The following is a 19,298-nucleotide window of genomic DNA, read 5'->3' as shown; positions in this document are numbered from 1 at the left end:
CCAAGCGCCACAGGGCATGACGTTGGGGAAAGTCGTAGGGACCGTCTGGGCTACCCGGAAGGATGAGCAGCTGACGGGGATGAAGCTGCAGATCGTGAAGGAGCTGGGGCTCGACGGGGGCGTGAAGGACAAGTTTGTGGTGGCCGTGGACTCGGTGGGTGCGGGCGTCGGGGAGACGGTGCTGTTTGCACAGGGGTCGAGTGCCCGGCAGACGGAGCTGACCCGAAACAAGCCCATCGACGCCGTGATCACGGCCATTGTGGACCGCGTGGACGCGGACTGAGATGAACCTCGGCAAAGTGATTGGTCGGGTCTGGGCCACGCAAAAGGTGGATACACTGGAGGGGCGCAGGCTCCTGGTGGTGCAGCCGCTGACCTTTGATCGGGAGGAGGCGGGGGCACCGCTGATTGCGCTGGATACGGTTGACTCCGGTGACGGCGACCACGTTATCTATGTGTCCTCCACGGAGGCGACCATTCCGTTCAAGCCTGCCCTCACACCGACCGATGCGACCATCGTAGGCGTGGTGGACCGGGTGGATAACCGCGGCGCGTCCTGGACGGCTACTTGACGGTCCGGAGTCAGTCGGGGATCAGCGGCACGAAGCTGAAACCGTCAAATTCTTCGCGCTCGTAGTTGTTGGCGCCCCTACGCACCACGCGCTGCATGACCTGGCCGCCGGATCCGCCGACCGGAATGATGAGTCGGCCTCCGGGGCGATCGTCTTCCGGCTCCCGAAGCTGTTCAAGCAGCGCGGGGGGGATGCCGATCGCGCCTGCCGTAACAATGATGCCGTCGAACGGTGCCACGGTCTCCCACCCTTTGGTGCCGTCACCATGTCGACAGTTGACGCGATATCCCAGGTCGCGCAGCAGGGTCCGGGAGCGTTCGAACAGCGGCCGCAGCCGTTCCACGCTGAACAGACTGACGCCGAGCGTCGCCAGCACGGCAGCCTGGTAGCCACTGCCGGTGCCGATCTCCAGGATGCGCTCACCGGGGCGGGTAGCCAGCCGCTCGGTCTGGTAGGCCACCGTGAAGGGCTGGGAGATGGTTTGGGACAGGCCGATGGGCAGCGCCTCGTCTTCGTAGGCGCGCCGCTGAAGGGCCTGATCCATGAACAGGTGCCGGGGCACCTCGCCCATGGCGGCGAGCACCCGCTCGTCCTGGATGCCCTTCTGGCGGAGCAGATCCACCAGGGCCTGACGCTGCCTTCGGAAGCGGCGCTTCGGATCGAGTTCAGGCATTGGCGGCTTCCTTCGTGGGGGTGAGTTGGGGCGACAGGGCTTCCACGAGGATCTCACGAAGGCGGCCCGTGGATACGTTGCGCTCCAGGCGCCCCTCCTCCGACACGGACACCCGACCGGTTTCCTCGGACACGACGACTACCACAGCGTCCGTCTGCTCGGTCAGACCGATCGCGGCCCGATGGCGCAGGCCCAAATCAGAGCCGAGATTCATGCTGGCAGACACCGGCAGGATGCATCGGGCGGCCTCAATGCGTCCGTTGCGCACGATCACTGCGCCGTCGTGCAGCGGGTTCTGCGAGTAGAAGATGGTCAGCAACAGGTCGCGCGAGATGTACGCGTGCAGTTCGGCACCGGTCTCGACATAACTGCGCAGCCCGGCCGTGCGCTCAAATGCGATGAGCGCGCCGATCTTGCGTGAACTCATCTCACTGACGGCATCGACGACCGATGAGATGCGCTCCTCCTGCGCCGGCGAGGACATGAATCGTCGCACGAGCGGATTCTGGCCTACCAGGAGGAGGAGACGGCGGATTTCGGGCTGAAAGAGAATGATGACGGCGAGCACGAACACATCGCCCAGCGCCCCGAACAGGGCTTGCAGCATGGTCATGTTCGCCGCCGTCACGAGCACCTGGATGAGGTAGAGAGCCAGAATGCCCGCAAAAATCTGCACGGCGATGGTGCCGCGCATCCACTGGTACAGCCTGTACAGAATCCACGCGACGAGCGCGATCTCCAGGAGATCGACGACACGGATCGGTATGACCCAGTCGAAAATGGTCACGTGGACGGGCGGATGAGCACTGGCGGGATGATACGGCTCATGGGGCCGCGGTGGCGCTGAGGACCCGCAGCATTTGCGCCGTCTCGGCCACGTCATGGGTTCGCACAATGCTGGCCCCTCGGAGCACCCCGACTGCCGTCGCTCCCAACGAGCCAAACAGTCGCTCCTCGATCGGGGCGGGCTTGTCTCTGGAGCCGAGTGCAGCGCCAATCGAACTCTTGCGGGAGACGCCCAGCAGCACCGGGTAGCCGAGTGCGACCAGCCGGTCACAATGGGCGATGAGGCGCAGGTTGTCGCCGACGCTCTTGCCGAATCCGAAGCCCGGGTCCAGCATGATGGCGCGAACGCCGGCACTTTCGGCTTGCATCGCCGCGTCCAGCAGTGAGTCTGCGACCTCCTGGACGACGTCGCCATACCTGGCCGAGTGGGGCATGCCCCCGACCTCACCCAGAGAGTGCATCAGCGCCAGTCCGGCGTTGCGTTCAGCCACGAGGCCCGCTATTTCCGGGCTGTGGCGCAGGGCCGTGATGTCGTTGATGAGGTGCGCGCCGGCTTCGAGAGCCTGCGCGGCGACCTCGCCCTGGAAGGTGTCGACGGAGATGAGCACATCCGGAACAGCTTCCGACACGCCATGGATCACGGGCAGGATGCGCGCGGCCTCTTCCTCCGGGGACAGCACCTGCGCCCCCTCGCCGTACACCCTGCCGCGAGGTCGGGAGGAAGCGCCCCCGATGTCGATCAGCCGCGCGCCCTCATCGGCCATGGTCCGCGCGCGTTCCACGGCGGCATCCACATCGAGGTAGAGACCGCCATCAGAAAAGGAGTCCGGGGTCACATTGAGGATCCCCATGACATGCACCCACCCGGGGCTGCAGTCCAGCAGGTGACCGCGCAGGTCAAGTACGAAAGGGTCGTGCGTCACAGCGGGGTGAATCTTTTTGCACCGCAGCGGTTAGATATGGCGTAGACCCGTCGCGAAAACGGCGGTTTCAGATCCCCCTCCAAGATTCCGCGTTTCCGCACAGCCGAGTATGCCGCTCACTGATGCCCTCGGCGCACTGCCGCACCTGCGAACCATCGACCGGTTCAAGGCAGACCCGGTGGGTACCCAGGAGCGCCTGCTGCGCCGTCTGTTGGAGAAGGCACGCGATACCGAGTGGGGTCGCAAGCTAGATTTCCGCGGGGCTCTGGCGGAGGACGACGTGGTCGGCGCGTTTCAGGCCCGGTCTCCCATCAGGGGCTATGAACCGTTTCGAGATGCAGTTGCGCGCATGCGACAGGGAGCGCCGGATGTCCTTTGGCCCGGTGTGACCCGGCACTACGCCGTGTCGAGCGGGACCGCATCGGCCGGGAAGATCATCCCTTTGAGCCTGGAGATGCTGGATCTGAACCGGCAGTTTACCCTGACGACGGCGCTGAACTACGCGCGCTCCTCAGGCAGCATGTCGTTCGTCGCGGGCAAACTGCTTTCGGTGCCCGGTCGCATCGACGAGGACCCCGACAACCCCGGCGTTTTCGTCGGGGAGATGAGTGGCTTGATGTACCTGTTCGGGCCCTGGTGGGTTAAGCGCTACCTGCAGGCCGTGGATCAGAGCGTGCTGTTTCTCCCGCGTTGGGAGGACAAGCTGAAGGCCATGGTGGACCGCACACTCTCCATGAACATCAAGTCGATGGCCATGGTGCCGTCCTGGGCGGTGGTCTTCTTCCCGATGTTGATCGAGGCCTACAACAGAAAGCATGGTGCGTCGGTGACGACGGTGCAGGAAGTCTGGCCGGAGTTCAGGGTGTTCTTTTCCGGCGCAGTGGCGTTGTCCTCATACCTCGAGCTCATGCAGGAGCAAATTGGCTCCGATCAGGTGGACTTCATTGAGTCGTACGGGGCTTCGGAAGGGGTCTTTTCCTTTCAGACCCAGGCCAGCGATACGGATATGCTGCTCCACCTCGACAACGGGGTGTTCTTTGAGTTCACTCGGATGGATGAGGAGGAGGAAACCGCGCGGCGCTACACCATCCGGGACGTCGAGGTGGGCGTGCGCTATCGACTCCATGTTTCGTCGTGTTCGGGGTTGTGGTCCTACGGGGTGGGAGACGTGGTCAAGTTTACCAGCCTCGAACCCCATCGTATTGTGGTGGCGGGACGGACGAGTGAGATGCTGGACCGGTACGGAGAGGCCGTATTTGGCGGGGAGGCACGGCAGGCTCTCGAGCGCGCATGTGCGGGCTCCGGTGCCCGATTCAGGGACTACCACATCGCCCCGGTGGCGCCCGACGGCACGCGCCCGCCACGCCATCAATGGCTCATCGAGTTTGATCAGCCGCCGGGCGATGTGGGAGCGCTAGCCTCGGCAATTGATACGTACTTACAGGATGTGAACCGCCACTACGTAATCCGGAGAGAATGCGGGGCGTTTGATGCGCCTGAAATCGTCGCCCTGGCTCCGGGCACGTTCCTGTCCTGGCTAAAAACCACGCGGGGCAAGGTGAGTGCACAGACCAAGGTTCCCCGCATGAGCGAAGACCGCGCGTATGCGGACGGGATCCTGGACACCCTCGAAACCATTGGCAGCCAGACCTCATAAGTGCCAAGGAATCAGGGGTTTCTGAATAATCCGTAAACCCACCACAAGCGCCTGTTCGCCAGTTCATCGGCGGGAACAACCCACCCGTGAACGAGTGAAGGGGCGTCGCCGCAAACGCGACCGATCCCCACCCAACGGCCGCTGCCAGAAAAAACCGCTACGAGGAAGAAGGTATATGTACGTCCCGCGACAGCAACGGATGCTCGACCAGTATCTCCAGGAGATTGGTCAAATACCCTTGCTGACCCCGCAGGAAGAGGTTGATCTGGCGCGCCGCATCAAGCAGGGCGACCAGGATGCGCTTCACAAGCTGACGCGCGCCAACCTTCGCTTCGTGGTATCGGTTGCCAAGAAGTACCAGGGTCAGGGACTGACGCTCGCCGACCTCATCAACGAGGGCAACTACGGCCTCATCAAGGCTGCCCAGCGTTTCGATGAGACCCGCGGCTTCAAGTTCATCTCGTACGCCGTCTGGTGGATCCGTCAGGCCATCCTTCAGGCCCTGGCCGAGCAGAGCCGCGTCGTGCGTCTCCCGCTCAATCGGATCGGCACGATTTCGAAGATTCGCAAGACCTCCGCGCGTCTGGCTCAGGTGCACGAGCGTCAGCCGAACATCGAGGAGCTGGCCAAGGAGCTCGAGGTGGACGTCGAGAAGGTCCGCGAGGCCATGCAGCACACCGGCCGTCATCTTTCGATGGACGCGCCCTTCAACGAGGACGACGACAACAGTCTGCTCGACGTGCTGCCCAACGACGAGGACACCTCGCCGGATGAGCTGCTCATGGACGAGTCGCTCAAGATCGACATCGAGCGTGCGCTTTCGCTCCTGCACCCGCGCGAGGCCGAGATTACGCGGCTGTACTTCGGGATCGGTCGGGAGCACCCGCTGACGCTCGAAGAGATCGGCCAGCGGTTCGGGCTGACCCGTGAGCGCGTCAGGCAGATCAAGGAGAAGGCTCTGCGTAAGCTTCGGCAGAAGCATCGGAGAGAGGAGCTCCAGATGCACATCGGCTGATCCGGGGCGGCTTTTTCCCCAGCTCGGCGTTGGACTTCGGACTCGGCTCCCTGCGGCGTATTGACATACGCCTCAGTCGCCTCGCCTCGTCCGCCTTGATCTGAGAAAAAATCCACTCCCGGATCGGGGCGGCTTTTTCCCAGCTCGGCGTTGGACTTCGGACTCGGCTCCCTGCGGCGTATTGACATACGCCTCAGTCGCCTCGCCTCGTCCGCCTTGATCTGAGAAAAAATCCACTCCCGGATCGGGGCGGCTTTTTCCCCAGCTCGGCGTTGGACTTCGGACTCGGCTCCCTGCGGCGTATTGACATACGCCTCAGTCGCCTCGCCTCGTCCGCCTTGATCTGAGAAAAAATCCACTCCCGGATCGGGGGCGGCTTTTTGCGGCGTGGCGCCGGCGGCGGTGCAGGTCAGCACTTAGGCCTCACTTTGCACGGGTCGGGTATCGTTCACACGGGGCGGGCTGGAAAACGCGGGGTGTTTTCCATGTTTGCGTGGGTGGCGAGATGGCTCGGGTGGAATCAGGCTTGGTATTCCACTCAAGGGTGGTGAGCAAGGCCCTGCACGTGGATTCGGGGGCTCGGATTCCATGTTTGGCCGTGAGCGGCGGAAGCATGCGCTTGGGGCACCGCGCCGGCCGGCGGGGATGGCGCCGCAAATTGTGCAGGCCCGCCCGCGACCCCGGACGGCCGGCCATGCGCTGCTGCCGTTGTACCCGCCACGCGCTGACCGGCAGGCACTGCGCTTGATCGGAGCCCTACGCTGAGGTAGCATTTCGCTCCGGAATGCGAGGAGGTGCCGCGGTGGATCGAGGTGGATTGACGCGTTGGCTGATGGCGGCGCTGTGCGGTTGCGCTCTGGCGTCAACCGTGGAAGCGCAGGTAACGCGGTACGGGTTGCCGACTCGCGTGGAGCTGCACATGCTCCCGGCGGTCTCGAGCACGCCGCTGGACCCCGACTGGCATCCAACCCAACCCCGGATCGCCTACTCCATGCGCGGAGATATCTGGGTGCACGACCTGGAAACGGGGATCGCAACCGCCGTCACCCAGGGCCCCGGCTACCACTTCGAGCCGGCGTGGAGTCCAGACGGACAACGGATCGCCATGGCGGTCGACTTCGATGGGCAGATGGACCTGGCCATCGTCAACGCGGACGGCACCGGGTTTGCCCGGGCCACCGACGGCGGGTCCATTGACGTGCAGCCGGACTGGACGCCGGACGGCGCGACCCTGGTCTTTGCATCAGCCTCGGGTTGGGACTTCGACATCATGTCCGTGAATCTGGAAACAGGGCTGGTCACAACGGTAGTCGGGGGCGGAGGCAACCAGTTTCAACCGGGAGTGTCCCCGGACGGAACGGAGTTGGTCTACATCTCGCGTGTCCGGGGCCGCCTGGGTAGTGGAGGGATCTGGCGCCGGTCTTTGGCTGGTGGAGAGCCAACCCTGGTCCACTATGAGGAAACCAGCTACCGACCCGCGCCTGTGTGGACGCCTGACGGGGCTTCGCTGGTCTTCGCTTCGGACGCCTCGGGCTCCTACGATCTGGCCACGGTGCCCGCGACCGGAGGGAATCGCGTGCGCCTGACCTCACAACCATTGGACGAGTTCGCACCGGCTGTAAGCCCCGACGGTTCGCTCGTGGCATTCGTGGGAAATCAGCATGGCCATTCAACCCTGTACATCACATCCCGATGGGGTGAGGGCAATACAAACTGGACCGAAGTAGCTCCGGTCTCCGTGGAGCCCCAGTATCAAACAGGCACCATTCGGGGTCGCGTACTCGGGCCGGACGACACCGTGCTGCCGGCCCGGATCCAGATGGTGGCTTCCGATGGGCGGGCCTACGTCCCGGACCAGGCCTTCCACCGGGTCAGTTCGGTGAATGAAATCCACTACTTCCATTCGACCGGCGAATTCGAGGTCACCGCACCGGCCGGCACCGCACGCATTGAGGCCGTGCGAGGGTTCGAGTGGATTCCAGACATCACCTCGGTGGTGGTGCCGCCAGGTGGGTCCGTGGACGTTGATCTGCGGCTCACCCGACTGGCCGACCCCGCCTCAGAGGGATGGATCTCCGGTGACATCCATGTGCACGACCTCCACGAGGGGCGCTATGGCCTGACGCAGGAGCAATTCTTCCAGCAGTTCGAGGCCGATGACCTGCGCGTCGCCAACAGCCTGATCCATATGGACGGCACGAAGATTATGGGGCGATGGGCGGACCTGACTGGAGCCGACCACGGCTCATCCACCAGCACTCACCTTCTCCGGTATGCCCAGGAGTTTCGGGGTTCATTCGGCCACGTCGCCCTGCTCGGCGTGTCTGAGTTCATGATGCCGCTGATCGGCGGTACGGCCGGCTCTCCGTATCCCGAGGACGGGTTGAAGCTCGCCTATCTGGACAGCGTGCGAGCTGTGGGCGGCATCGGCGGCTTCGTCCATCCGTACACCCGCAACAACGGCTCCATCGACTCGCCAGACGGCGCTGCGCAGTCGGACATCCCGATTCACGTTTTGCTCGGCAGGGGTGACTTTTTCGATGTGGTCTCCTACGCCTCGGACGAGATGGCCAGCGCGCAGATGTACTACCATCTGCTCAACGTCGGGGCTCGACTGCCGGCAACCGGAGGCACGGACAACTTCTCCAACGTATGGAGGGACCCCTCGGGTGGCACGGCGCGCACGTATGCGCGCATCGACGGCGACTTCGGCTGGCACACGTGGATCGAGGCTGTACGCGCCGGCAGAACCGTCGCCACAAACGGCCCCCTGCTGTCGGTCGAAATAGACGGACAGGAGCCCGGCTCTGCCATCACACCCCGGCGGGAGGTCACTGTCAAGGTGGCGCTCGATACCATTGTCCCGGTCGATGTGATCGAGGTGATCGTAGACGGGGCCGTCGCCTACGCCTTCGATGTGCCTCCCGGCCCGCGGCATGTCACATTCGAGCATCGACTCCGGACTGCGCATGCCCGGTGGGTCGCAGTGCGGGCCCGCGGTGGCGTTGCAAGGTACTCCGGGGATGCCTACGCCTTTGCGCAGACCACACCCGTCTATTTTGAGGGTGCTCCTCCCAACGAGGCCGCGCTCGCATCCGCGGCTTTCCTGACCGCGACCATCGAAGAAATCTGGCGCCGAGTCGAGCGCCGGGATCGCTGGTTGTCCCTGGACGCGAAGGCGACCTACCGAAACCGGGTGGAGGAGGCATTGAGTGTTCTGGAGGGTCTGCGGCGCTGATGCGGAGCGACGATCACCGTCTCCATGCGATTTCCGCTTTCGGTGACGCATCTCTGGCCAGGCCTGACGTAAGGGGAGCCAGAGCCTGCCCTACATCACCAAACCCCGGGAAGCCATGAGTTGGATCGATGACCGCATCGCAGAACTACGGGAGTTGGATGCCACCATCCGCGCGGAATTCCTGCACCTGACCCCAGAGCAGAGCAACGTGAAGCCGGGCCCCCGGAAGTGGAGCATCAACGAGTGCTTTGACCACCTCATCCAGACCAGTCGGAGCTACGAGAGCATCTTCGAGGACCTCGAGCGCGGCACATTGAGTCTTTCATGGGCCAGCCGTATTCCACTCCTGCCGAAGGCCATGGGCCGCATGGTGCTAAAGGTGGTCTCGCCGGACTACGCAGGAAAGAACAAGGCACCGACCCTCTTCACGCCAACCGCGTCGCAGTTTGATCGGAATCTGAGCCAGGATCTTCTGCAGGCCAACGCGGATCTTGCGGCGCATCTTGAGAAGTGTGCAGACGAGGACCTGGACCGCACGACGGTGCCATCACCCCTTACCCCGTTCGTGACGTATTCGCTCCGGGATTGCATCCTGGTGCTGGTCGAGCATGAGAAGCGACATCTGAACCAGGCGGATCGTGTGCGCACGGCGCTTGCCGTGGTCTGAGGCCGGTCACCGGTCCGCCCCAACCGCTCGCCATCCTGGGACTCGCGCGCCGGTCACCGGTCTGTCCCAACAGCTCGCTATGCCGAGGCTCGCGCCGAGGCCAACGGCATCCGTACACTGAGACACCAGCACCAACCCCATCGCCCGAATCCTTCTTGCTTCAGTAACCAGCTCCCTGCTGAAGATGCGTTGGATGGTGTGTGTGCTGTTTCTGGTGGTCTCGTGCGACACGGCCGCTCCTGAACCGGCGGAGCCTGAGGAATGGGCGCTTCCCCTCAACGTGGGAGATCGGTGGATTGCCAACACGTGGTTGGAGAGTCGCAGCGGGTTCTCGTTCTCCATGCCACCGACGGATACCATGGTGATCACCAGAGATTCGACCTTCTGGGGACAGCGCTGGTACTGGGTCGAGTCCTCCGGCAGACACGCGCTCCTTCAGGGATGGTACGCGAACACCCCCATGGGACTGATGAATGCACCGGACTCTGCCGGAGCTCGGTGGTTGCTCGCGTTGCCCAGGCCGGACCAGGAGGCCTCCTGGGGATCGGTGTCTGTAATCGATACCACTCGGGCGGAAACCGCGTCGGGCGCTTCCTATCGCAGGGTCCGAATTCGTCGCAAGATCCACACGCTCGGCGGATTCAGCACTCCGTTCCCGTTCTACGATACCCTGACGGTTTCTCCCGAACTGGGGTGGGTAAGGTGGATCACGCCGTACTACGCGCGCGGCGGCACCTCATTCTACACCTATGCCTATCGCATTCACTGGGAGCTGGTCCACTACCTCCCGGCGCGAACCGACCGCTAATAGACGAAGTGGCGTTCCCGCAGCGAGCGCACGACCGGTTCCAGCACGAGGCGTCTGATGCGATAGCGCACGCCTGGCATAATGGCTGCGGTGTCGACCGCGTCGAGGGTTTCGATCAGGCCCGCCGACAGCAGGGTTTCGAAAGCCATGATCGCCGTGGCTTCGTTTGTGCGGAAGAGCGTTGCATGCTCCTCGACCGTCATGACGTTGTGGAACACCAGCGATCGAATGGTGAAGGCGGTGTCGTTCTCGACCTGCGCCAGATAGGTGAAGCTTAGCGGCTTGATGGGATGCAGTCGCAGCACATCGCCCGCTTCGCTGAACTCCCCGGCGCGAATCCACTCAAACAACGCACGCGTTGGGCTCTGGCCGGAGATTCGGTATAGCGCATCGAAAAAATCCGTGGACAGGATGCGTTGCACATCCTGGGGCGTGCGCGCCCGCCTGAGGCGCTGGCGGGTGAGGGGCGATGGGTCCTCAGGCGGCTGGAACTCCAGCGTGACTCCGCTGCGGCGGTGGCGCTTCAGGATCAACTCTTCCATGGTCGGTGCGGACCAGCGGGAGAGCGGGTGGGACATGGCGAGTCTGGACGCTGCGGGGGCCGTCTTTTGTGCGAACCGCCAGGCCAACGAGCCGCAGGAAGCCACCCACGCGACCCGGTCGTCCGTGCGAATCCAGAAGAGCAGCAACTGATTCAGCAGCGCGGTGCCCCCGGAGATGTTGAACATCAGCATCTCGAGGTTGTCGACCATCACGACCGTGCTGTTGATCTCGATTCGCTCCCGGATCAACGATTCCAGCTGGGCGAAATCGCCTCGGAAGGGCAGGTCCGGAAACAGGGCTTCGGCGAACAGGCCGGCCAGTTCCGCTTCTGTGGTCTGGCGGCGGTCGAGCGCAATGCGCAGGGTATGGAAGTCGTCCCGGAGTTCGATGTCCAGCAGTCGCAGAAAGCTCGTGCGACCGGCGCCAAGCGGCGCATCGACGACAATGATGCCCGATCCGAGGTCCTGAGCCCATCGATCCAGCAGACCTCCGACCTCCTTGAGGTCCCCGGCACGGTTCTCAGCCAGGCCGGGATCTGCCACGGGCTCCGGAGAGAACAGGCGCCGATATACGAGCGGCAGCCGAGCGTACAGCTCCCGCGCACTGGCTACGGTATCCAGGGCCAGGTGTCGCTCGGCGGTCGTCGCGGTAGACACCCCGACTGCCGTCTGTCCGATGCGAATCAGGTCCCGACCACGCTGTCGCGCCAGCCGGAAGGCCGCCATACCACGCTCACGACCGGAGGACCATGCCTGTGTCACCCGTTTCCAGCTGCGCTCCGACCGCCTGCTGATGCTTGTTTGCAGGCCCAGCAGTCGCTTGGCGAGGAAGTCGTCGGACTGCACGGCCCGAAACGCACTGTTCCAGTCGTCCGAGAGGAGTCGATGAAGCTGGGTTACGAAGGCAGCCCACTCCGGCCCGAGAGACTGGTAGCGCTCCTCAAGGGAGAGCGCCGCACGATCCAGCCCGCTTGAGATCAGCGTCGCCAGATCAGGGGCCTCCTCTTCCGGCAGATCCCCGCCGGCGGAATCCGCATCGGTAGCGGTAACCTGCTGGAGCGCCGTATGCACGGTGTTTACGATGACCTCCTGGACCTGCTCGGTCTGATTCCAGACCCGAGCAATCGCCTTCCGCAGCGGCTCCGCAGTGGGCTCCAGGCGTGCTGAAAGGGAGCGCTCGAAAGCTCCCCGCGCTACCTGCATAAGGTCGGTCGTGTGGGTGACCGGTTTTTCGCCGACCACACTTCGCAGGCGCAGGTCCCGCGGCAAGGCGGCGATGTCCTTCATCATGCCTCGCCACGCCGATTCGCCGGCGTCGGTCAAGGCACGGTCCGATGAGGAGAGCCCCGGAAGATCCCGATAGACGGCAGCGATCTCCCCCGTCTGGCCCAGCAGGGACTCGAGTTCATCGGCGAGCCTGCGCGGATCGGCACTGTGCTCAGCGATCAGCGTGCGTGCTTCCAATTCCAGTGCCTTGAGACGATCACGCACCGCATCGTACGTGCGTTCCAGCGGAGAAAGCGCCTGGTGGCCGATTTCCTTGAGCAGGCCTTCCTCCGTCTTGCGGACGAGGTCCCGAAGGTCAAGCAGGGATTCGGCCAGTACCACGCGGTCGCGCGTGAAGGCGGCGCTGGTGCCTGACCGCCGCGTGATGGAAGCCAGGGGGGCCACGCTACCGTACAGGAAGGTCCCTGCCTTGGTGAAATCCCGTCTCAGGCCCTCGAGCGCCTCGGTAGGGTCGGGTTCGTTCACCTCCGGCGGAGCAGGCGCTGGAAGGTTCAGGGCCTCCGCGAAACCCGGGCGGACTGGTACGGACTGATCCTGGCCCTTGATGTCCGGCCACTTCAGCCGGACCGAGTGGGGCACATGGAATTTCGGCTGGTCGTGATCGGCCAGAAACCGCAATGCTCCGACGGTCCATTCCCACAGAATGCGCTCCTGCTGTCGCACCTCTGCCTCCAGCCACTGCCGGAGCGACCGGGTGTGGGCTTCAATCCGGGGCAGCACGTCGTTGTCCAGGCGAGCACGAGCCACTTCTTGCGGGGCCACACGTCGAGAGGCGTGGGCCAACATCGCCGGAGTCCGACCGAACACCCCACCCACCGAGTTGGACACGCTGCGCGCCGCACCCCGCGCGGCCCGTCTACCGCGCTGAGCCGACTTTCGCCACCGCATCATGAGCGAGTCGCCCGCCTGACCGTGGAGAAGGTCCTGTGCCGTCGGTAACTCGACACTCTCGGGCAGTCGGTCTACGGCCTTGTACAGGCGGGTGCGCGCGCGTTCAGCGACAGATTCGAGACGACTGATGGGGTCCGAGTCTCGATAGTAGTCGAGTACGGGGTCCATCACCTGTTGATGCACCTGATCGACGTAGAGGCGCACAGCATCCCACATTCGTTCGGCGGCCAGCCCATCGTCCGGAGGGATCTCGGCAATCTGCGCGTGAAGCGCCGTCTTCAGGCTGTCGTGACTGCCCGAGACATCCGCCGTCATGCGCCCAAAGGGTCGCACCACCTGACTGCGAACCGCCGCGGCCCACGCCCGCAGCTCGGCCCGCACCGCGGTTTCGAAAGCGGTGGATGCCGATTCCAGCTCAGCCTCCGCCTCCAGCAGGTGTTCCTCCGGAGCAGCCCAGGTGCTACTCATCGTCGCCCTCCTCCGGCTCGGCCGGTCCGGCGATGAACGGAGCCAATTCCTCAGGGGCCTGCAGGCCGTACACCGGGTACAGCAACCCCGCCTTCAGGAAGCCCATCTTGGCCGTTTCAGTGATATCCGTGCTGAGGGCGGACTCGTACAGGTGGTCCAGCACGTAGGCCTTCACGACAATCTTGGTGAGGAACGTTTCCTTGAATTCATCCCGCACGTGCACCACGATGGGCTTTTCGAGATAGACGTACCGGGAGTTGGCGGCAGCCTCAAAGGCGATTTTCTTGGCCAGACTGGCGTCCGTCCATCCCGGCAGATACAGCGTAGTCACTACCTGGCAGTCCAGCACGCCGGCGTTGGCGTTGGCTACCTGCCCATCGACCACCTGGGAGTTCGGAACGGAGACCAGGTTGTCGTCCAGAGTGACGATGCGGGTGGAGCGGATTCCGATGGACTTGACCTCGCCGTACGTGGCTCCCACCGCCACCTTGTCACCTACCTGGAACGGCGCGTCGAAAATGATGATGATGCCGGCCAGCAGGTTCTTGATGAGGTCCTGGGCGGCCAGGCCAATGCCGACGCCGAGTGCTGCAGAAGCGGCCAGTAGCCCGTTGCGGTCTACCGAGAAGACGCTCGTCACGATGAAATAGATGGTGATGGCCCACACCACCATGCGCACAATGGGAATCAGGCGCTTGAAGAACAGGCGGCGCGCGGCGCTCCGTTCGGCAATGGCCTCCAGAAGCCAAAGCAACGCCCGAAGGAAGTAGTAAACCGCGATGATGAGCAGCGCGGCGAAGATGATGCGGGCACCCACATTGCGCAGGCCTTCCTGGATACGCTCCACCGGAGCCACGGTGGTATCTGCCGCAGCAGCGGGTGCGCGCACGGTGTCGATCCGCACGATAAAGGTGTCGCGGACCTGCCCCTGGAGCTGCTGCAGGACGAGGGCGGCGATGGCCTGCGCGAGGCTGTCGCCAGAGGCGGGCGTAACGGAAGGAGGAGCGGACTGCGCAGGCGGTCCGCCCGGCGCTGCCGTTGCCTCAGCGGACTGCGCAGGCGACCCTCCCGGGTCTGCCGTCACCACCGCGGGCGAAATCGCGCCCTGCAGGCCGGCCGTCGAATCCGCGACCATCGAAGAGTCCACGGACACCACCAGCGAATCCGCTGGCTCCGGGTCCCCGAATCCGCCAAAACCCTGGCACGCCGGGAGGAGTAGCACCAGCGCCAGCAATACCGACCGCATGCGTAGCATGCGTGCTATATACTTCGCTGAGCGATTTACTGAAACAACTGAATACCCGGGAATGGGCTGGATTAGGCATGTGGTAATCGACATCGCAGTGACGCTGCTTATTGCGTATGTCGCATTTGCCGGCCAGGCGTGGGCACTTTGGGTGGTGTGGATCTATACCGGGCTCATGCTTTTGCTGAAGCTGGGCGCGGTGGCAGGGAACGTGCCCGTGCGCTCTCAGGGCGTGCCGACATGGTTCTTCCACGTGCTGTACGCCGCCAATGTGGGTCTCCTGCTGTACGCGGGGCAGCTCTGGGCGGCCGGCGGATGGGCAGTCATCTGGGTCCTCTCCATGATTGCCGAAGCTCGCTCGCGTCCCGCCAAGGCAAACTGAGTGCTGCTCGGCTATTACACGTTGCGCGCGCTCGCGCGTGAATGGAACGGCTCACTGCGCGGGTGGCGCATCGAGGATGCCTATTCGTCCTCCCGGGACGAGCTGACGCTATTGCTCGCTGACGGGGCAGGCGAGGCTTCACTTCGGATCTCCGTACGACCCGGCAGTACGTTTGTCTTTCGGCAGGACGGGGCCGGCAAACCTCGACGAAACGTCACGCCGCTGTTCCGGGCACTGCACGGTCACGCCGTCGACGGCGTGGCGGTCGCCGATCGGGACCGCATGCTGGATATCCGGATCTCGAACGGCCTCCTGCTTCGCACCCAGCTCTTCGGTTCGCGCGCAAACGTCTTTCTAGGCGATGGCCAGGGTGCCGTGATCGAGCGATTTCGCGAAAACGTGGGACCCGCAGAACTGCCGCTCGGCCGTCCCGCCCCCGACCCCGTCACGGCGGAGGAGTTGGCGGACCGCTGGCCTACGGGCGCGCAGCCCATCGCCCGTGCGGTGCTTAGGGCCGTTCCGCTGTTCGATCAGTGGATGGCGCAGGAGGTTGCTGCGCGCGCAGAACTCAAGATTGCAGACGCCTGTCTGGCGGGGCCGAACGACTTTCAGTCCCTCAGCAACGCGGTGGGATCCGTGCGGGAGGACGCGCTCCAAGCCGCGGCCCCGGCTGTGTATCGGAATGGCCGGTCTCCGCTCGCGCTCGGATTGATCCGCTTCACGACTCCGCCGGCCGAGCCGGAGCCGTTCGAGTCCGTGGATGCCGCCGTGCGAGCATTGGTTCGGGCCTCCCTTTCGGATCGTGCCTTCAGGAGTCGCTACGAACCCCTGGTCAGAGATGTCGAACTGAGAGCTCGCAAGGCCGCCGACTCCCTGGCCTCGATGAGCCGCGAAATCCATCGCCCGTCCCGCGCGGATCGCTACGAGCGATGGGGTCACCTGCTCATGGCCACCGAAGCAGGGTCGTCGCCCGGACGCGAGCAGGTGGCGCTGGCTGACCTCTTCGGGGCCGGAGAGACCGTCACCATACCGCTCGACCCGGCGCTTTCGGGGCTGGAGAACGCGAACCGGTACTACGATCGCGCTCGCCGGAGCCGTCGGGCGCGGGAGGAAGCGGAACGACGACTCGCAGCAGCCGAGGCACGGGCCTCCGCGACCGGATCCATGCTCAGCGAGCTTCAGGACGTGGAAGACCTGAAAGGCCTGAGGGCATTTGAGAAGCGCCACGCAGATCACCTGCCGAGCCGTAGGGACAAATCGGCTGCGTCAGACGTGCCGTACCGTGTCTTCAGGCTGGACGGCGATCACGAGGTGTGGGTGGGTCGCAACGCAAAGCAAAACGATCGTCTGACCTTCCGCGATGCCCGCAAGCACGATCTGTGGCTGCATGCGCGCGGCGTGCCGGGCTCGCATACGGTTCTGCGGCGACCGCAGAAATCCGGCAAACCACCCGGGCACGTCCTGGAGCAGGCGGCCTCCATCGCCGCCTGGTTTTCGAAGGCACGTGGATCCGGGCTCGCACCGGTAATCGTCGCTGAAAGGAAGTATGTTCGCAGCCCCCGCAAAGCCCCGCCCGGCACCGTGTTGGTCGAGCGCGAGGAGGTCCTGATTGTGCCGCCCCAATTGCCCCCCGACGCCACCGATGCGTAGTGCGTTTTTCCTTCTGATCGCAGGCTTCCTGGTTGGCTGCGGATCCTCAGAGCCATTTTCCAAGCGCGATGTACAGGGCGCCCAGAAAGTGGCCGGCCTGGACTTCACGGATGAGGAATTGCGCACCATGCGGCGCAATCTGGAGCGCAATCTGCGCAGCTATTCAGAGCTCAGGGAGCATCCGCTGGACAATGCCGTGGCGCCGGCGCTGTGGTTCGAGCCAAGGCCGCCGGGGTTCGTCATGCCCACGGGCACCAGCAGCTTTGATGTGCGACTCCCGGAGGCACGCGTTCCGGAAGACCGGGAATTCGCCTTCCTTACGGTTGCCGAGCTCGCTTCCCTTCTGAGGACGCGCGCGGTCACCTCTGAAGAACTGACCCGGTACTACATCGACCGGTTGCGGGCCCACGACGCCGAACTGCAGGCTGTGGTCACCCTCCTGGAGGATCGCGCTCTGGCGCAGGCAAGGGCTGCGGATCGCGAGATTGCGGCCGGCACCTGGCGAGGCCTCCTGCACGGCATTCCGTACGGCGCCAAGGATCTGTTGGCCGTGCCCGGCTATCCAACGACGTGGGGCGCGGGCCCGTACCGGGACCAGGTGATTGATCGTACGGCGACCGTGATCCGAAGGCTGGATGAGGAAGGCGCCGTGCTCATCGCCAAACTCACCAGCGGGGAGCTGGCCAGCGGCGATCGATGGTTCGGCGGCCGCACGATGACGCCGTGGGATTCCACCACCGGAGCCAGTGGATCTTCGGCAGGGCCGGGCTCAGCAACGGCTGCCGGACTCGTGCCCTGGGCCATCGGGACCGAGACGTGGGGGTCCATCATCTCGCCGTCCACCCGAAACGGCCTCACCGGACTGCGTCCTACCTACGGAATGGTCTCCCGGGCGGGGGCCATGACCCTGTCGTGGTCGCTGGACAAGATCGGGCCCATGTGTCGCACGGCACTGGATTGCGCCATCGCGTTTTCGGGCATGCTCGGGCAGGACCCGGAAGACCCATCCACGGTCAACGCCCCGGTGCAGGTGGGCCAGGGGCGAGATTGGTCCTCGGTCCGGCTGGGGTACGTCAAAGACGCGTTCGATCGGGACTCGACGGCCACCGGGGACAACGCACGGGCAGCGATGGAGGTCTTTCGGGCGATGGGCATGCAGGTGGATTCCGTTGCATTTCCGGGTCCCGTGAACTGGAGCGGCGTGATCTCAACGGTTATCCGGGGCGAATCCGGCGCGGTGTTCGACCAGCTGTTGCAGGAGAATCTGGACGATTCGCTTTCCTGGCAGAGCTCCTCATCCCGAGCCAATTCACTGCGCCAGTCTCGTTTCATTCCAGCCGCCGAATACATCCAGGCCAACCGGCACCGGGCCTTACTGATCATGAGCATGGATTCCCTCATGCAGGAGTTTGACCTGCTGATCGCGCCGAGCGGCGCGGGCGGGGCCATCACCAACCTGACCGGACAGCCGGCGATCACACTCAAGAACGGCTACCGATCACCGGATGACCGGCCGGAAGCGCGCCTGCCGACCGGCATCAGCCTGATCGGCGGCCTCTACGATGACGGCCTTCTGCTTGACGCCGCCATCGCCTATCAGCAGCGCACCGACTGGCATCGCCAGCACCCGCCGCGCTTCATCCCGGGAGGTCGCCCATGACATGGTGGGAAGCACTCATCCTGGGCCTGGTGCAGGGCCTCACCGAATTCCTGCCGGTCTCCTCATCCGGCCACCTGGTGTTGGGTGCGCACGTCCTGGGCCTTGAGGCCGAGGGCGATGTGGTGTTCGAGGTGTTTGTGCACTTCGGCACTGCGCTGTCCATCATCTGGGTATATCGGGAGCGCATCGTCGGATTGATCATGGAGACGTTGCGCTCCCTGGCTGCTCCGGGGCGACTGGTGGAGAGCTATCGGGAGCGCGAGGACTTCCGGTTGGCCATGCTCATCCTGCTGACACTCATCCCGACCGGACTCGCGTACGTGCTGTTCAAGGATCCCATAGAAGCCGCGTTCTCGAGTCCGCGATTCGCGGCCGGCATGCTGCTGGTAACGGGTACCTTGCTGCTGCTGACTGTGTGGCGCAGCGGCGGAGAGAAGCCGGTGGGTCCGCTCAAGGCGCTGGTAATTGGCGCCGCTCAGGCGATGGCCATGTTTCCGGGGATCTCCCGCTCCGGTTCCACCATCTGCACGGCCCTGTACATGGATGTGGAGCCCGAGAAGGCGGCCAACTTCTCATTCCTGATGCTCCTGCCGGTGGTGATCGGCGCTACGGTGCTGAAGACGGGTGAGTTGATGCAGGCGTCCTCCGTGGACTGGGTGCCGATAGTCACGGGCACGGCGATAGCCTTTGTCAGCGGCATCGCTGCCATTCACTTGGTGCTGGACTTCGTGCGCCGCGGCAAGCTGCAGTACTTCGCGGTGTACTGCTACATCGTTGGCGTGCTGGGACTGGTGTTGATTCCGGGGTGACGACCCGGGTCGGGCTGGCGCGGA

General features: G+C 64.3%; 16 protein-coding genes. 11 read left to right on the top strand and 5 right to left on the bottom strand.

The window, feature by feature from the left end; genetic code table 11:
- Positions 1-16: 16 nt before the first annotated feature.
- Entirely contained in the window at positions 17-283 is a 267-nt protein-coding gene (locus JJ896_01995; protein MBO6778400.1) for a EutN/CcmL family microcompartment protein, read from the top strand.
- Between the two features lies 1 nt (position 284).
- A complete protein-coding gene (locus JJ896_01990) occupies positions 285-572 on the top strand; it encodes a EutN/CcmL family microcompartment protein (GenBank protein MBO6778399.1) in 288 nt (95 codons plus the stop codon).
- A 10-nt stretch (positions 573-582) separates the two neighbouring features.
- On the opposite strand, the gene JJ896_01985 is transcribed toward JJ896_01990, so the two are convergent.
- The 3 genes from JJ896_01985 to folP are packed head-to-tail and all read right to left on the bottom strand — an operon-like array spanning position 583 to position 2,954.
- Positions 583-1,245 carry a protein-L-isoaspartate(D-aspartate) O-methyltransferase gene (locus tag JJ896_01985; GenBank protein ID MBO6778398.1) on the bottom strand — a complete coding sequence of 221 codons (663 nt, stop codon included), beginning with the start codon at positions 1,243-1,245 and terminating at the stop codon, positions 583-585.
- Positions 1,238-2,032 carry a TIGR00159 family protein gene (locus JJ896_01980; GenBank protein ID MBO6778397.1) on the bottom strand — a complete coding sequence of 265 codons (795 nt, stop codon included), beginning with the start codon at positions 2,030-2,032 and terminating at the stop codon, positions 1,238-1,240. Before JJ896_01980 ends, JJ896_01985 begins: the two co-directional genes overlap by 8 nt.
- Before the next feature lie 37 nt (positions 2,033-2,069).
- A complete protein-coding gene (gene folP / locus JJ896_01975; GenBank protein MBO6778396.1) occupies positions 2,070-2,954 on the bottom strand; it encodes a dihydropteroate synthase in 885 nt (294 codons plus the stop codon).
- A 109-nt stretch (positions 2,955-3,063) separates the two neighbouring features.
- Between folP and JJ896_01970 the strand changes: the two genes are divergently transcribed.
- The 5 genes from JJ896_01970 to JJ896_01950 all read left to right on the top strand — a co-directional run bounded on the left by JJ896_01970 (position 3,064) and on the right by JJ896_01950 (position 10,339).
- Positions 3,064-4,611, top strand: coding sequence for a GH3 auxin-responsive promoter family protein (locus tag JJ896_01970; GenBank protein MBO6778395.1), 1,548 nt, complete (start codon positions 3,064-3,066; stop codon positions 4,609-4,611).
- A gap of 175 nt (positions 4,612-4,786) precedes the next feature.
- Entirely contained in the window at positions 4,787-5,626 is an 840-nt protein-coding gene (locus tag JJ896_01965) for an RNA polymerase sigma factor RpoD/SigA (GenBank protein MBO6778394.1), read from the top strand.
- A 784-nt stretch (positions 5,627-6,410) separates the two neighbouring features.
- Positions 6,411-8,864, top strand: a complete 2,454-nt coding sequence (locus JJ896_01960; protein ID MBO6778393.1) for a CehA/McbA family metallohydrolase — start codon at positions 6,411-6,413, stop codon at positions 8,862-8,864.
- A 115-nt stretch (positions 8,865-8,979) separates the two neighbouring features.
- A complete protein-coding gene (locus tag JJ896_01955; GenBank protein MBO6778392.1) occupies positions 8,980-9,531 on the top strand; it encodes a DinB family protein in 552 nt (183 codons plus the stop codon).
- A 184-nt stretch (positions 9,532-9,715) separates the two neighbouring features.
- Positions 9,716-10,339 (top strand): hypothetical protein, encoded by a 624-nt coding sequence (locus tag JJ896_01950; GenBank protein ID MBO6778391.1) that lies wholly within the window; start codon positions 9,716-9,718, stop codon positions 10,337-10,339.
- Here the strand turns inward: JJ896_01950 and JJ896_01945 are convergent.
- Together JJ896_01945 and JJ896_01940 are read right to left on the bottom strand one after the other, a co-directional pair.
- Positions 10,336-13,527, bottom strand: coding sequence for a hypothetical protein (locus JJ896_01945; protein ID MBO6778390.1), 3,192 nt, complete (start codon positions 13,525-13,527; stop codon positions 10,336-10,338). The two genes, JJ896_01950 and JJ896_01945, sit on opposite strands and share 4 nt — an antisense overlap.
- On the bottom strand, positions 13,520-14,782 hold the full coding sequence (locus JJ896_01940) for a mechanosensitive ion channel (protein MBO6778389.1): 1,263 nt from the start codon (positions 14,780-14,782) through the stop codon (positions 13,520-13,522). The genes JJ896_01945 and JJ896_01940 overlap by 8 nt, the downstream gene beginning before the upstream one ends.
- Before the next feature lie 52 nt (positions 14,783-14,834).
- On the opposite strand from JJ896_01940, the gene JJ896_01935 reads away from it, so the two are divergent.
- From JJ896_01935 to JJ896_01920, 4 genes are read left to right on the top strand one after another with little or no spacing between them, the layout of a single operon-like run.
- Positions 14,835-15,155: a hypothetical protein gene (locus JJ896_01935; protein MBO6778388.1), complete on the top strand. Its 321-nt coding sequence runs from the start codon at positions 14,835-14,837 to the stop codon at positions 15,153-15,155.
- The gene (locus tag JJ896_01930; protein MBO6778387.1) at positions 15,156-16,805 is read left to right on the top strand and encodes a DUF814 domain-containing protein; all 1,650 of its coding nucleotides are present in this window, start codon (positions 15,156-15,158) and stop codon (positions 16,803-16,805) included.
- A complete protein-coding gene (locus tag JJ896_01925; protein MBO6778386.1) occupies positions 16,798-18,465 on the top strand; it encodes an amidase in 1,668 nt (555 codons plus the stop codon). Before JJ896_01930 ends, JJ896_01925 begins: the two co-directional genes overlap by 8 nt.
- The gene (locus tag JJ896_01920; GenBank protein MBO6778385.1) at positions 18,462-19,274 is read left to right on the top strand and encodes an undecaprenyl-diphosphate phosphatase; all 813 of its coding nucleotides are present in this window, start codon (positions 18,462-18,464) and stop codon (positions 19,272-19,274) included. The genes JJ896_01925 and JJ896_01920 overlap by 4 nt, the downstream gene beginning before the upstream one ends.
- Positions 19,275-19,298 lie beyond the last annotated feature (24 nt).

Source organism: Rhodothermales bacterium, from assembly GCA_017643395.1.
Taxonomy (GTDB): Bacteria; Bacteroidota; Rhodothermia; order Rhodothermales; family UBA10348; genus JABDJZ01.
This window is presented reverse-complemented; position numbering and strand designations above follow the sequence as displayed.

Coding starts and splice junctions, on each gene's coding strand:
- JJ896_01995 (MBO6778400.1), top strand. CDS start 17: ATGACGTTGGGGAAAGTCGTAGGGACCGTCTGGGCTACCCGGAAGGAT.
- JJ896_01990 (MBO6778399.1), top strand. CDS start 285: ATGAACCTCGGCAAAGTGATTGGTCGGGTCTGGGCCACGCAAAAGGTG.
- JJ896_01985 (MBO6778398.1), bottom strand. CDS start 1,245: ATGCCTGAACTCGATCCGAAGCGCCGCTTCCGAAGGCAGCGTCAGGCC.
- JJ896_01970 (MBO6778395.1), top strand. CDS start 3,064: ATGCCGCTCACTGATGCCCTCGGCGCACTGCCGCACCTGCGAACCATC.
- JJ896_01965 (MBO6778394.1), top strand. CDS start 4,787: ATGTACGTCCCGCGACAGCAACGGATGCTCGACCAGTATCTCCAGGAG.
- JJ896_01960 (MBO6778393.1), top strand. CDS start 6,411: ATGCGAGGAGGTGCCGCGGTGGATCGAGGTGGATTGACGCGTTGGCTG.
- JJ896_01955 (MBO6778392.1), top strand. CDS start 8,980: ATGAGTTGGATCGATGACCGCATCGCAGAACTACGGGAGTTGGATGCC.
- JJ896_01950 (MBO6778391.1), top strand. CDS start 9,716: ATGCGTTGGATGGTGTGTGTGCTGTTTCTGGTGGTCTCGTGCGACACG.
- JJ896_01945 (MBO6778390.1), bottom strand. CDS start 13,527: ATGAGTAGCACCTGGGCTGCTCCGGAGGAACACCTGCTGGAGGCGGAG.
- JJ896_01940 (MBO6778389.1), bottom strand. CDS start 14,782: ATGCTACGCATGCGGTCGGTATTGCTGGCGCTGGTGCTACTCCTCCCG.
- JJ896_01935 (MBO6778388.1), top strand. CDS start 14,835: ATGGGCTGGATTAGGCATGTGGTAATCGACATCGCAGTGACGCTGCTT.
- JJ896_01925 (MBO6778386.1), top strand. CDS start 16,798: ATGCGTAGTGCGTTTTTCCTTCTGATCGCAGGCTTCCTGGTTGGCTGC.
- JJ896_01920 (MBO6778385.1), top strand. CDS start 18,462: ATGACATGGTGGGAAGCACTCATCCTGGGCCTGGTGCAGGGCCTCACC.